This is a genomic window from Streptomyces sp. O3, from assembly GCF_054788135.1.
Window position 1 is genome coordinate 12,913 of the sequence record NZ_JBTVYK010000056.1, and the last position, 12,350, is coordinate 25,262.

The 12,350-nt window shown below is 70.9% G+C and carries 9 protein-coding genes; 7 read left to right on the forward strand and 2 right to left on the reverse strand.

From position 1 onward, the window contains the following. Positions 1-20: 20 nt before the first annotated feature. The 3 genes from aspT (at position 21) to ACX6XY_RS24460 (ending at position 6,243) form a co-directional block, all read left to right on the forward strand. Positions 21-1,724: an aspartate-alanine antiporter gene (aspT, locus tag ACX6XY_RS24450; protein ID WP_460334720.1), complete on the forward strand. Its 1,704-nt coding sequence runs from the start codon at positions 21-23 to the stop codon at positions 1,722-1,724. 30 nt (positions 1,725-1,754) lie between these two features. Continuing rightward, on the forward strand, positions 1,755-3,407 hold the full coding sequence (locus ACX6XY_RS24455; RefSeq protein WP_460334723.1) for a bifunctional aspartate transaminase/aspartate 4-decarboxylase: 1,653 nt from the start codon (positions 1,755-1,757) through the stop codon (positions 3,405-3,407). Between the two features lie 298 nt (positions 3,408-3,705). Beyond that, the gene (locus ACX6XY_RS24460) at positions 3,706-6,243 is read left to right on the forward strand and encodes an ATP-dependent Clp protease ATP-binding subunit (RefSeq protein ID WP_460334726.1); all 2,538 of its coding nucleotides are present in this window, start codon (positions 3,706-3,708) and stop codon (positions 6,241-6,243) included. Between the two features lies 1 nt (position 6,244). Here the strand turns inward: ACX6XY_RS24460 and ACX6XY_RS24465 are convergent, their stop codons facing one another. Continuing rightward, positions 6,245-6,736: an FBP domain-containing protein gene (locus ACX6XY_RS24465; protein ID WP_460334729.1), complete on the reverse strand. Its 492-nt coding sequence runs from the start codon at positions 6,734-6,736 to the stop codon at positions 6,245-6,247. A 108-nt stretch (positions 6,737-6,844) separates the two neighbouring features. Here ACX6XY_RS24465 and ACX6XY_RS24470 point away from each other — a divergent pair, with 108 nt between their 5' ends. Continuing rightward, positions 6,845-7,423 (forward strand): TetR/AcrR family transcriptional regulator, encoded by a 579-nt coding sequence (locus ACX6XY_RS24470; RefSeq protein ID WP_460334732.1) that lies wholly within the window; start codon positions 6,845-6,847, stop codon positions 7,421-7,423. 41 nt (positions 7,424-7,464) lie between these two features. Here the strand turns inward: ACX6XY_RS24470 and ACX6XY_RS24475 are convergent, their stop codons facing one another. After that, positions 7,465-8,397: a carbohydrate kinase family protein gene (locus ACX6XY_RS24475; protein WP_460334735.1), complete on the reverse strand. Its 933-nt coding sequence runs from the start codon at positions 8,395-8,397 to the stop codon at positions 7,465-7,467. A gap of 174 nt (positions 8,398-8,571) precedes the next feature. On the opposite strand from ACX6XY_RS24475, the gene ACX6XY_RS24480 reads away from it, so the two are divergent. The 3 genes from ACX6XY_RS24480 to ACX6XY_RS24490 are packed head-to-tail and all read left to right on the forward strand — an operon-like array spanning position 8,572 to position 12,348. Next, on the forward strand, positions 8,572-9,744 hold the full coding sequence (locus ACX6XY_RS24480; RefSeq protein WP_460334738.1) for an MAB_1171c family putative transporter: 1,173 nt from the start codon (positions 8,572-8,574) through the stop codon (positions 9,742-9,744). 50 nt (positions 9,745-9,794) lie between these two features. Then, positions 9,795-11,126, forward strand: a complete 1,332-nt coding sequence (locus ACX6XY_RS24485) for an NAD(P)/FAD-dependent oxidoreductase (protein ID WP_460334807.1) — start codon at positions 9,795-9,797, stop codon at positions 11,124-11,126. A 34-nt stretch (positions 11,127-11,160) separates the two neighbouring features. Further along, complete coding sequence (locus ACX6XY_RS24490) at positions 11,161-12,348, forward strand: MAB_1171c family putative transporter (protein WP_460334741.1); 1,188 nt, start codon at positions 11,161-11,163, stop codon at positions 12,346-12,348. Positions 12,349-12,350: the final 2 nt, after the last annotated feature.

The window sequence follows — 12,350 nt, forward strand, 5'->3', positions numbered from 1 at the left end:
GACAGGCCGGAGCCCAGACAATGATCGACTTCCTCAACCGGAACATCTTCCAGCCCCACCCCGAACTGCTGGTCTTCATCACGGTGGCCGTCGGGTTCCTCTTCGGGAAGCTGCGGTACAAGACGATCGCGCTCGGCGCGGTCACCGGCTGTCTGGTCGTCGGGCTGCTGTTCGGCGCGCAGTTCAAGGTCACCGTCGACGGGACGGTGAAGAACCTCTTCTTCACGATGTTCCTGTTCGCCCTCGGCTACAAGGTCGGCCCGCAGTTCTTCCGCGGCCTGAAGAAGGACGGCCTGCCGCAGGTCGTCAACGCGCTGGTGGTGTGCGTGACCGGCCTGCTCGTCTGCTGGGGCTTCGCGGCCATGCTCGGCTACGGGCCCGGTCTGTCGGCCGGGCTGCTCGGCGGCGCGCTCACCCAGTCCGCGGTGATCGGCGTCGCCCAGGACGCCATCGGCAGCCTGCCGGGCCTGTCCGCGAAGGAGGTCAAGAGCGAGGAGAACCTCGTCGCCGTCGGATACGCGGTCTGCTACCCGCTCGGCACCATCCTGTGCGCGATGCTGCTCGCCAACGTCCTGCCCAAGCTGTACCGCAGGGACCTGGCCGCCGAATCCGCCGCGCTGGCCAAGGAGCTGGACGCACCGGCCGACAACCCCGACCTGGCCGCGGGCTACTACGAGGTGGTCCTGCGCGCGTACCGGGTGGAGCGCTCCGACATCGTCGGACGCACCATCGACGACTTCGAGAACCAGCAGAGGGAACTGGGCCGCCGCCTCTACATCACCGGAGTCCGCCGCGACGGCGACGTCCTGCCGCACGACCAGCAGACCGTGCTCCGCGAAGGCGACATCGTCGCGCTCAGCGCCCTCCGCGGCGACCTGGTGACGTACGACCCCCGTACGCATGTGGGCGGCGAGGCCGACGACGTGGAACTGCTCGGCTACCAGACCGAGACCCTGCATGTGGTCGCGTCCAAGAAGGCCCAACTCGGCAGAACCATCGGCGAGTTGCGCCAAGAGCCGTTCATGGTCGGGGTGTACGTCGACAAGCTCTACCGCTCCGGGGCCGAGTTCCCCTACCGGCTGTCCACCCAGGTGGAGCGCGGCGACACCCTGGTCCTCACCGGCCCCAGGCGCCTGGTGGACCCGGCGGGCGGGGAGATCGGCACACCCGTGCCGACCTCGTTCGCCACCGACATGATGTGGGTGGGCCTCGGCATCTTCCTCGGCGGCTGCATCGGCATCCCCGCGCTGACCGAGGGCGGCGTGCCCATCTCCCTGTCCACCTCGGGCGGCGCGCTGATCATGGGCCTGGTCTTCGGCTGGATCCGCGGCAAGTACCCGACGTACGGCAACGTCCCGCCCGGCGCGCAGTGGTTCATGGACACCCTCGGGCTCTGCCTGTTCGTCGCGGTCGTCGGCATCAACGCCGGGCCCAGCTTCACCAGCGGCCTGTCCAGGGCGGGTTGGGGCCTGCTGGTGTTCGGGGCGGTCGCCACGGTGGTTCCGCTGCTGGTCGGCTTCGCCGTCGGCCACTACATCCAGAAGATCCGTTTCCCCATTCTGATGGGCGTCCTGGCGGGCGGCCAGACGACCACGGCGGCCATCGGCGCCATCAACGAACAGTCCAAGTCCCAGGTGCCGACGCTCGGTTACACGATCCCGTACGCCGTGGGCAATGTGCTGCTCACGATCTGGGGCGCCGTCATCGTCCTCCTCCACCACTGACGCGAACACCTAGCCAAGGAAGCAGGCAGCATGCCCAAGAGCAGCGTCTCCCGCGACCAGATCAAGGAATACGCGCAGCTCAGCCCGTTCGAGCTGAAGAACGTCTTCATCGAACTCGCCGAGCGCGCGCAGGACGGCCAGTCCGGCCAGAAGGGCAAGTCGTCCGTCCAGATGCTCAACGCGGGCCGCGGCAACCCCAACTGGGTCGCCACCGGACCGCGCGAGGCCTTCTACGCGCTCGGCTACTTCGCCCTCGCGGAGTCCCGCCGGGTCTGGACCGCCGACAACCTCGGCGGCATGCCCGAACAGCACGGCGCGGGCGAACGCTTCGACGCGTTCGTGCGCCAGCACCCGGACCTGCCCGGAATCGAGCTCCTGGAGAAGTGCGTCGCCCACGCCGTCACCCGCTTCGGCTTCGACAAGGACGCCTTCGTCCACGAGCTCACCGACAGCTCCGTCGGCGACAACTACCCGGTACCGGACCGCATCCTGCCGCACGCCGAGCAGATCATCCGCGGCTACCTCGCCGACGAGATGTTCGACAAGAAGCCGCCGCAGGACCGCCTGTCGCTGTTCGCGACCGAGGGCGGCACCGCCGCGATGTGCTACATCTTCGACTCGCTGCTGAAGAACGGCATCCTGCGCAAGGGCGACAAGATCGCCCTGCTGACCCCCGTCTTCACGCCGTACGTCGAGATCCCCGAGCTCGACACATACGAGTTCGACGTCACGTACATCGAGGCGAACATGTTCGCCGAGGCGGGCGTACGCGAATGGCGTTACCCCGAGGAGGAGGTCGCCAAGCTCGCGGACCCGGCGATCAAGCTGGCCTGCCTGGTCAACCCCTCCAACCCGCCGTCGCTCGCGCTCAGTCAGCGCGTCGCCGAGCAGATCAAGTCGATCGTCGCCACCGACAACCCGAACCTGCTCCTGGTCACGGACGACGTCTACGGCACCTTCGTGGAGGGCTTCCGCTCCCTCGCCGCCGACCTGCCGCGCAACACCCTGCTGGTGTACTCGTACTCCAAGCACTACGGCTGCACCGGCTGGCGGCTCGGCGTCATCGGCCTGCACGACGACAACGTCATCGACGAGATGATCGCCTCCCTGCCGCAAGCGGAGAAGGACCGGCTGGGCAGGCGCTACGGAACGCTGACGCTGGAACCGGAGAAGATCAAGTTCATCGACCGGCTGGTCGCCGACTCCCGGCAGGTCGCCCTCAATCACACCGCGGGACTCTCGCTGCCCCAGCAGACGATGATGGTGTGCTTCTCGCTCTTCGACATGCTGGACGAGGGTCAGGCGTACAAGGCGAAGATCCGCGCCATCGTGGGGCAGCGTCTCGACCTGCTGCTGGAGGGCGCCCAGATGAAGATCAGCGACGATCCGAAGCGGGCTGGCTACTACGTCGAGCTCGACCTGCTCGCCGAGGCCCGGCGCGAGTTCGGCCAGGACTTCGCCGACTTCCTGGAGAAGAACTACGAGCCCGTCGACCCGCTGTTCCGGCTGGCCGAACAGACCGGCGTCGTCCTCCTCAACGGCGGAGGCTTTGAAGGCCCCGAGTGGTCGGTGCGGGTCTCGCTGGCCAACCTGGACGACCTCGACTACCTGAAGATCGGCCACCACCTGCGGGAGATCTTCAACGACTACGCGGCGGAGTGGCGGGCCAGCGGGCCTTCCTAGGCGGTGTCAGACGCCGCGCGCGCGGCACGACGGCCTCTGGACCGCCGCGCGGCGCGACGGTCTCTGGACCGTCGCGCGGGCCTCCGGGCCGCCCTGGCGGGCGTGTGCGAGGGCGGCCTCGACCAGCGTGTTGCGCAGATTGCCGCGGCGGTGGGCGTCCCACCCAGGGGCGGCACGCAGGGTGAGGGAGGCGTCGCGTTGCGCGACCAGGCGGGGCTTGGTCTAGTGGACGGAGATCAAACGGAGACCAGGGCGACTCCTCCCGTCCTGGGTCCCCCTCCCGCCCTGGACGGTGCTCATGACCATGCCCTCCTTCGGGTCCTTCGGTGGCCCTGACCCCTTCTCCGAGATGCTCAACCGGTTCTTCGGGATGTCCCCGGCCTCCTCGCCGCCGCAGGTGCAGCGGGTGCCGATCGGGCGGCTGCTGACCGACTCGGCGCGTGAGCTGATCGGACGGGCCACCACGCGGGCGGTCGACGACGGCAGCCAGGACCTGGACACCGCCCACCTGCTGTGGGCCTGTACGCAGGCGGACCCGACCCGCACCCTGCTGGCCCAGGCCGGGGCCGACCCCGACCAGCTGGGCAAGGAGATCGCGCGGGCGCTGCCCGGCGCGAGCGGCACTCCCTCGGCCGAACCCGGCCTGACCCCGGCCGCCAAGCGGGTGCTGCTGCGCGCCTACGAGCGGTCGCGGGCCGCGGGCGTCTCGTACATCGGGCCCGAGCACGTACTCGGCGCCCTGCTCGACGACGGCGACTCCGGCGCCGCGCGCTCGCTGGACGCCCAGAGCGTGGACGCCGACCGCCTGCGCCGCGAGACCGACCAGGCGGCCCGCGCGGACGGCACGCCCGCCGCCGCGCCGCAGAGCGACACGCCGACCCTGGACGAGTACGGGCGCGACCTCACCGAGGAGGCCAGGTCCGGCAAGCTCGACCCGGTGGTGGGCCGGGCCGAGGAGATCGAGCAGACCGTGGAGATCCTCTCCCGCAGGTCCAAGAACAACCCCGTGCTGATCGGCGAGCCCGGCGTCGGCAAGACCGCGATCGTGGAGGGCCTCGCCCAGCGCATCGTCGCCGACGAGGTACCCAAGACCCTGCGGGGCAAACGGGTCGTCGCGCTCGACCTGACGGGCCTGGTCGCGGGCGCCCAGTACCGGGGCCAGTTCGAGGAGCGGCTGAAGAACGTCATCGACGAGGTCAAGGCGGCATCGGACTCGACCGTCCTGTTCATCGACGAGCTGCACACGGTCGTCGGCGCGGGCGCCACGGGCGAGGGCGCGATGGACGCGGGCAACATGCTCAAGCCCGCCCTGGCGCGCGGCGAACTCCACGTCGTGGGCGCCACCACCATCAACGAGTACCGCAAGTACGTGGAGAAGGACGCCGCGCTCGAACGCCGCTTCCAGCCGGTGATGATCCCCGAGCCGTCGGTCCAGGAGACCGTGCAGATCCTGGAAGGCCTGCGGGACTCCTACGAGGCCCACCACCAGGTCCGCTACAGCGACGACGCGCTCGCGGCCGCCGCCGAGCTCTCCGACCGGTACGTCTCCGACCGCTTCCTGCCCGACAAGGCGATCGACCTCATGGACCAGACCGGCGCACGGGTGCGGCTGCGGTCGCTGGGCCGCTCCACGGAGGTCGTCGAGTGCGAGGACCGGCTGGCCAAACTGGGGCGCGAGAAGGACGAGGCGGTCGCAGCCGAGGACTTCGAGAAGGCCTCCCAGCTCAAGCGCGAGATCGCCGACCTGGAGAGCGAGCTCGCCGGGATCGAGGAACGGCGCGAGGGCGTCCTGGAGGTGACGGTCACCGACATCGCCGACGTGCTGTCACGGCGTACCGGCATCCCCGTCGCGCAGCTGACCGCCGACGAGAAGGACAAGCTGCTACGGCTGGAAGACGCGCTGCACAGCCGGGTCGTCGGCCAGGACGAGGCCGTCACGGCGATCGCCCAGGCCGTGCGCCGCAACCGCGCCGGGATGGGCGACCCCGGCCGCCCGGTGGGCTCCTTCCTGTTCCTCGGCCCGACCGGCGTCGGCAAGACCGAACTGGCCAAGGCGCTCGCCGAGCTGCTCTTCGGCGACGAGAGCCGCATGGTCCGCTTCGACATGAGCGAGTTCCAGGAGAAGCACACGGTCTCGCGGCTGGTCGGCGCGCCGCCCGGATACGTCGGCCACGAGGAGGCCGGTCAGCTCACCGAGAAGGTCCGCCGCCAGCCGTACAGCGTGCTGCTCTTCGACGAGGTCGAGAAGGCCCACCCGGACGTCTTCAACACCCTGCTCCAAGTGCTCGACGACGGGCGGCTGACCGACGCGCAGGGGCGCACCGTCGACTTCCGCAACACCGTGGTCATCATGACGTCCAACATCGGCGCGCAGCGCATCCTCGCGCACCACGGCGACGTGTCCGAGATCAAGGAAGACCTCATGGGCGACCTCCAAGGCCGCTTCCCGCCCGAGTTCATCAACCGGATCGACGAGACGATCATCTTCCACGGGCTGGACGAGGACGACCTCGCCCGGATCCTGGACCTGCTGCTGAAGCAGAGCGAGCGGCGGGTGCGTGCTCAGGGCATGAGCCTCGAAGTGACCGAAGCGGCCCGGAAACTGCTGGTCGCCCACGGCCATCAGCCGGAGTTCGGCGCCCGGCCGCTGCGCCGCACCATCCAGGCCGAACTCGACAACCGCGTCGCGTCCCTGCTGCTCAGCGGCGAGGCCGAGGCCGGGGACACGATCGTGGCGGACGTACGGGATGACGCGCTGGTCTGTACGGTGCGGGGGGCTGACGTCACGACGGAGGCGGGGGCGGAGGCGGGGGCAGCGTCGGCGTCGGCGTCGTGATTCACGCGGTCACCTTGGCCAGGAACGCCGTGACGTTCGACGTGGTTCGTTCGATCTTCTCCTCCAGGGTGAGCGACTCGGGGAGCCGGGAACCGACGCCCGCGTCCTTCAGGCCGCGTACGTAGAGCGAGCAGGCCAGGTCGTCGCACAGATAGACGCCCACCGAGTTGCCCTGCTGCCCCGCCTTCCCGGCGCGGGGAGCGACCATCAGCGAGACGCCGCCGGTGTGCGTGGTGATGCACATGGCGCACATGCTGCGCCGCGTCTGCCACGAGCCGACGCCTGACACGCGCAGCACGATGCCCAGCGGGCGGCCCTCCTGTTCAGTCACGAGGCAGGCGCGGTCAGGCGCCTGGGGATCTCGCCAGCCGAGGAAGTCCAGGTCGTCCCATGGCTGTTCGCGCAGGTCACGCGGGATGGACAGGCGCTTCGCCGCGCCCTTGCTGCAGTTCACGAAGCTGGTGCGGATCTCTTGCTCGGTCAGGGGTTTCATAAGTGATACGGTAAGTTGCCTAAATCATTTAGGCAAAGTATTAAATTCCTGTTGCTCGGATGCGGATGCGGATGCGGGTACTGGTGCGGGTGTGGGAGGTGCTCGGGCATGGTGCGCGCAGGGGTGACCGCGGAGCGGCTCGCTCAGGCCGGTGCGGAACTGGCCGACGAGGTCGGCTTCGGCAAGGTGACCGTCCCGGCGCTCGCCCGGCGGTTCGGCGTCACGACCCCGAGCCTGTACTCGCACATCAAGAACTCCGACGACCTGAAGACCAGAATCGCCCTGCTCGCCCTGGAGGAGCTGGCCGACCGGGTCGCCGCCGCAGTGGCGGGGCGCGCTGGCCGGGACGCCCTGACCGCCTTCGCCGACGCCTACCGCGACTACGCCCGCGAACACCCCGGCCGCTATGACGCGACGCGCCTGCGGCTCGACCCGGAGACGGCGGCGGCCAGCGCCGGAGTCAGGCACGCGCAGATGACGCGGGCGATCCTGCGCGGCTATGACCTGGCGGAGCCGGACCAGACGCACGCGGTCAGGCTGCTGGGCAGCGTCTTCCACGGCTATGTCAGCCTGGAGCTGGCCGGTGGCTTCAGCCACAGCGCGCCCGACTCGCAGGAGACCTGGACCTGGATCCTGGACTCTCTCGACGCGCAGCTGCGGGCCCGGCCGGGGTGGCGGCCTGCGTAGCCGCACCAGTCGGGCCAGCGCGCCAGCCGCGCCAGTCGGTTCTAGGGCAGCGCCGCTGTCAGTTCCGCGCGTGTGGGCGGCTGGGCGCCCGGTCGTTCGCAGGTCAGTGCGCCCGCCGTGACCGCCTGGCGCAGGATCGGCTCCAGTGCGGCGCGGCTGTCGGGCAGCGTCACCCGGTCGGTGTCGCCGTCACCGGCTGGTGGGAGCAGGCCCGCCAGCAGGGCGGCCTGGAAGGCGTCTCCCGCGCCGATCGTGTCGACGACCTTCACGGGAGGCGCGGGTACGGTCACACCGTCGCCCTCCGCACCGGCGAGCAACCCCCGCGCGCCGTCCGCGCCGTAGGTGGTCACCACCAGGCGCGGGCCCAGCGCCAGCAGGCGTCGCGCCGCGTCGTCCGGGGACAGGGCGGGGAACAGCCAGGCCAGGTCCTCGTCGCTCGCCTTGACCACGTCGGCGGTCGGGGTGATCCGCTCGACCGCGCGCAGGTACGCGGCGCGGTCGGGTTGTACGGCGGGGCGGACGTTCAGGTCGAGCGAGACCGTGGCGCCGTACCGGGTCCTGGCCTCGTGGCAGGCCTCCCGTACGCGCTCGGCGCCCGGCTCCGCGACGATCGCCAGCGAGCCGGTGTGCAGCAGCGCGGTCGTGGGCGGGACGGGCAGCCGGACGGGGTCCCAGGCGGTCAGGAAGTCGTACGTGGCGCCGCCGTCGGCGTCGACGTAGGCCAGGGCCACCGTGGTTCGGCCCGACGCGGACTCCGCGCGGTCTACGGGCAGGCCGGTGCCGTGTACGTACTCGCTGACCAGGGCGCCGGGGACGTCGTCGCCCCAGCAGGTGGCGAGGCGGGCCGGGTGCTCCAGGCGGTGCAGGCCTACGGCCACGTTGGCGGGGCTGCCGCCGGGGGCCGGGGTGACGGAGCCGGCGCTCGCGTGCCAGATCAGGTCTACCAGCACTTCGCCGATCACCAAGGTGGTCATGCCGTTCCTGTTCGTCGTGGGTCGGGGGTGGGGTGCGAGCGGCTGTGCGGGTGGGCGTACGTCCCGTCTTCCCGTTGTGGGCATACGGGCACAACCCCCGACCCCGGTCAACCGTCCCGACAGGGCCGCAGGGCTGCCCCCTTGTGGGTACGGTGGCGGCGGGAGGGGCTATCGGTGAGCGATACCAGCTACTACATACCGGCGATCGTGCTCTGGACGGCCCTGCTGTTCAAGGTGCCTACGCTGACCAGAAGATGGCGCGACCCGCTGCTGTGGTCGCTGTGCGCCCTGGTCCTGCTGGCCGGGATGGTCTTCGCCACGTCCGCGCCGCCCACCGTACGGGCCGTCAACTCGCTGACCGGCATTCCCAACTTCACGGCGCCGATGGCCTACACCGTGCTGAGCATGCTGAGCGCCGCCTGCCTGATCCTGCTGATCGGCTGGCACGGCGGGCCGATGGCCGGGCGTGCCATCACCGCCTGCGTCATCTGCTACGGGGCCGTGTCGGTCGCGTTGTTCGTGTTGTTCTTTCTCGGTGACGCGCCGGTGGAGCGGGACCGGGACTTTGACACGTACTACGCCAACACGCCTTATCTGCGCGAGATGATCGTGCTCTATCTGGTGGCCTTCCTCGCCTCGTGCGTCGGCATGAGCCTGTGGTGCTGGCGGTGGTCCCGGCAGGTCGGCGGGTGGCTGAAGGGGAGCCTGATCCTGCTGGCGGTCACGTTCACCATCACGCTGGTCTACAGCGTGACCAAGCTCGTCGCGGTCTTCGCCCGCTGGAACGGCACGGACTGGGATGTGCTGAGCACGTACGTCGCTCCGCCGATGGCCGCGGTCGGCGGGACGTTCTGCACCGTGGGGTTCCTGCTGCCGATGGCCGCGCCGCAGCTCGCCGCCTTCTGGCAGGCCTGGCGCGCGTACTGGTGTCTCGGGCCGCTGATGCGGGAGCTCAACTACTCCGCCGACAAGGCCTTGCACGAGGTGACCCTCGCTCCGTGGGCGTCGCCTGTGCTGCGGGTGACCCAGCGGGAGACCGCGATTCACGACGGTCTGCTGCGGCTGTCTCCGCTGCTGGACCGGGAGGTGCACGCCCAGGCGTGCGACGAGGCCCGGCGGTCGGGGAGTCCGGAGCGTGCCGCCGACATCGTGGGCTCGGCGGCGATGATCGCCGCCGCGGTGCAGGCCGAGCGGCAGGTGTCCGCGGGGGCCGGGGGCGTGCGGGAGCCGGTGGGGGCCTTCAACCGGGCGGATCTGACGGAGATTTCGCGGGCCATGCGCGGCTCGCCCATCGTGGCGCGGTTCCGTCACCAATGGGCGGGTGCGGGGGAGGGGCGGGCGTGGTGAGTGTCCGTTCGGTGCGTCGGGCCGTGGTGGTCGGGGGCGGGCTGACCGGGATGCTGGTCAGTGCCGTTCTGGCGGAGTTCGCTGACGAGGTCGTGGTGGTCGAGCGGGATGTGCTGCCGTCGTGCGCCGCCCCGCGCAAGGGACTGCCCCAGGCCCAGCACGCGCACATCCTGTGGTCGGGCGGTGCGCGGGCCGTCGAGCGGATCCTGCCCGGCATCCTCGACGAGTGGCGGGCCGCGGGAGCGACCCGGATCCCGCTGCCGGAGGGGCTGGTGTCGATGACCCCGCAGGGCTGGTTCCGGCGCTGGACCGCCGAGATGCAGTACGTGCTCTCGTGCAGCCGTGATCTGCTGGACTGGTGTGTGCGGCGGCGGGTGCTCCGGATGCCCGCGGTGCGGCTGCGGGACGGTACGGAGGTCGTCGGGCTGCTCGGTGACGCGGGGCGTGTGACGGGGGTGCGGCTGGCTGGCTCGCCGGGTGTGCTGGAGGCGGATCTGGTGGTGGACGCCAGTGGGCGTGGCACGCGGGCCGCTCACTGGCTGCGGGAGTTCGGGGTGCGCGCGGCGCCTGAGGCGACCGTCGACTCGGGCGTGGTGTACGCGACGCGGGTCTACCGTGCGCCGGTGGGCGCCGAGCGGTATCCGATGGTGAACGTACAGCCGAAGGCCGGTACGGGGCGTCCGGGGCGTGGTGCGGTCATCGCCCCCTTGGAGGGCGGGCGTTGGGTGGTGACGCTGATGGGGACGCGGGGCGGCCAGCCCAGCGCTGACCCGGACGCGTTCGTGGACTTCGCCCGCGGCGTCCGGCATCCCCTGGTGGGTGAGCTGATCTCCCATGCGGTGCCCGTCAGTTCGCTGGTACGGCTGTCGCGGAGTACCGGCAACCGGCGGCGGTACTACGAGAGGGCGAAGGACTGGCCTGGCGGGTTCGTTGCTCTGGGTGATGCGGTGGCCAGTTTCAACCCCGTGTACGGGCACGGTATGTCGGTGGCCGCGCTCAGCGCGGAGGCTCTGCGGGCGGAGCTGGTTGCCGGGTTCGGCCCTGGGCTCGCCCGTCGCGTGCAGCGCGCGGTCGCCGCGCCGACCGACATGGCCTGGCAGTTGGCCGCCGCGCAGGACATTCACTATCCGGAGGCGACGGGCACGCCTCCCACGCCGCTGGACCGGCTGACCGTGCGGTACGTCGACCGGCTCACCCGGACGGCCACCACCGATCCGCGGGCCACGCGGGCCCTGTTGGAGGTGATGACGCTGTCGGCGCCGGCGTCGGCGCTGTTCCGGCCGTCCGTCGCGCTGACCGCCCTGCGCGGGCCGCGCAGGGCCGCTCTGGCCGGACCGCCGCTGACGGCCGCCGAGCGTTCCCTGGTCTGTGACCCCGGTTGAATATCCTCGGACTCCTCTCCTGTGAGGACGTGCTATGAGCGACTCGGGGTACTACATACCCGCGGCGATGGCGTGGATCGGCCTGGCCTTCCGAGTCCCCGCGCTGCGCCACGGCTGGCGCGATCCGCTGCTGCGGTCCCTGTGCGCTGTGCTGTTCCTCGCGGGCACGGGGTTCGCCCTCGCCGCCCCGCCGACGGTGCGTCTGGTCAACCAGGTCAGCGGCGCGCCCAACCTGGCCGCCCCCGTCACGTACGCCAACATCCTGGCGTTCTCGGCCGCCTGCCTGGTGCTGATGGTGCACTGGCGGGGCGGTTCCACCGAGCGGATACGGCGTACGGTGCGCTGCTGCGTGGGCGGTTACGCCCTGGTGGCCCTGGCCCTGTTCGCGCTGTTCGCGGCCGGGGACGCGCCCGTCGAGCGGCAGCGGGACCTCGACACCTTCTACGCCACGACCCCCTACATCCGGGACATGGTGCTGCTCTATCTGGCGGCTCACATGGTCGCGGCGGTGGCGACGACCGTGCTGTGCGTCCGGTGGGTCGGGGAAGTGCGGAGGTGGATGCGCCGCGGTCTGGTGCTCGCGTCCGTGGGCTGGGTGCTCAACGTGCTCTTCGGTGTCGTCAAGTCGGCGGCTGTCGGCGCGCGGTGGAGTGGGCGGGACTGGGATGCGCTGAGCACCTCGCTGGCCCCGGTGCTGGCGGCCAGTGCGGCGGTGTGCGTCTCGGTGGGCTATCTGCTTCCCCTGCTCGGACCGGCGGCGCAGGACCTGCTGCGCGGGTACCGGGCGACCGCGCGGCTCACTCCGCTGTGGCGGGAGCTCACCCATGAGATCGACCGCCGGGCCTATCTGGTCCAGCTGCCCGTGTGGGCGTCGCCCGGCAGGCGGCTGACCCGCCGTACGAGCGTCATCCTGGACGCGCTGCGCCGCCTGAGCCCGCACTTCGACGCCTCGGTGCGGCAGCGCGCCTACGCCGACGCCCTCACCGCGGGTGAGGGCGAGGCCGATGCGGAGGCGATCGCCGCCGCGGCCATGATCGTGGTGGCCGTACGGCGCGGGACCGTGGGCTCGCGGCGGCCCGAGTACGACGGGGCCGGGTTCGTCAGCCCGTACGTCCTCGACCCGGCCGGACTTGAGCGCGTCGCACGGGCCATCGGCCGCTCGCCCGTCGTCGAGCTGGCCGTGCGCCGGTACGAGGCCGGGGCCGAGCACCGCCCCGTGTGAGC

Bases quoted from the DNA above. Each gene is read 5' to 3' on its own strand.
- aspT (WP_460334720.1), top strand. From the start codon at position 21: ATGATCGACTTCCTCAACCGGAACATCTTCCAGCCCCACCCCGAACTG.
- ACX6XY_RS24455 (WP_460334723.1), top strand. From the start codon at position 1,755: ATGCCCAAGAGCAGCGTCTCCCGCGACCAGATCAAGGAATACGCGCAG.
- ACX6XY_RS24460 (WP_460334726.1), top strand. From the start codon at position 3,706: ATGACCATGCCCTCCTTCGGGTCCTTCGGTGGCCCTGACCCCTTCTCC.
- ACX6XY_RS24465 (WP_460334729.1), bottom strand. From the start codon at position 6,736: ATGAAACCCCTGACCGAGCAAGAGATCCGCACCAGCTTCGTGAACTGC.
- ACX6XY_RS24470 (WP_460334732.1), top strand. From the start codon at position 6,845: ATGGTGCGCGCAGGGGTGACCGCGGAGCGGCTCGCTCAGGCCGGTGCG.
- ACX6XY_RS24475 (WP_460334735.1), bottom strand. From the start codon at position 8,397: ATGACCACCTTGGTGATCGGCGAAGTGCTGGTAGACCTGATCTGGCAC.
- ACX6XY_RS24485 (WP_460334807.1), top strand. From the start codon at position 9,795: ATGCTGGTCAGTGCCGTTCTGGCGGAGTTCGCTGACGAGGTCGTGGTG.
- ACX6XY_RS24490 (WP_460334741.1), top strand. From the start codon at position 11,161: ATGAGCGACTCGGGGTACTACATACCCGCGGCGATGGCGTGGATCGGC.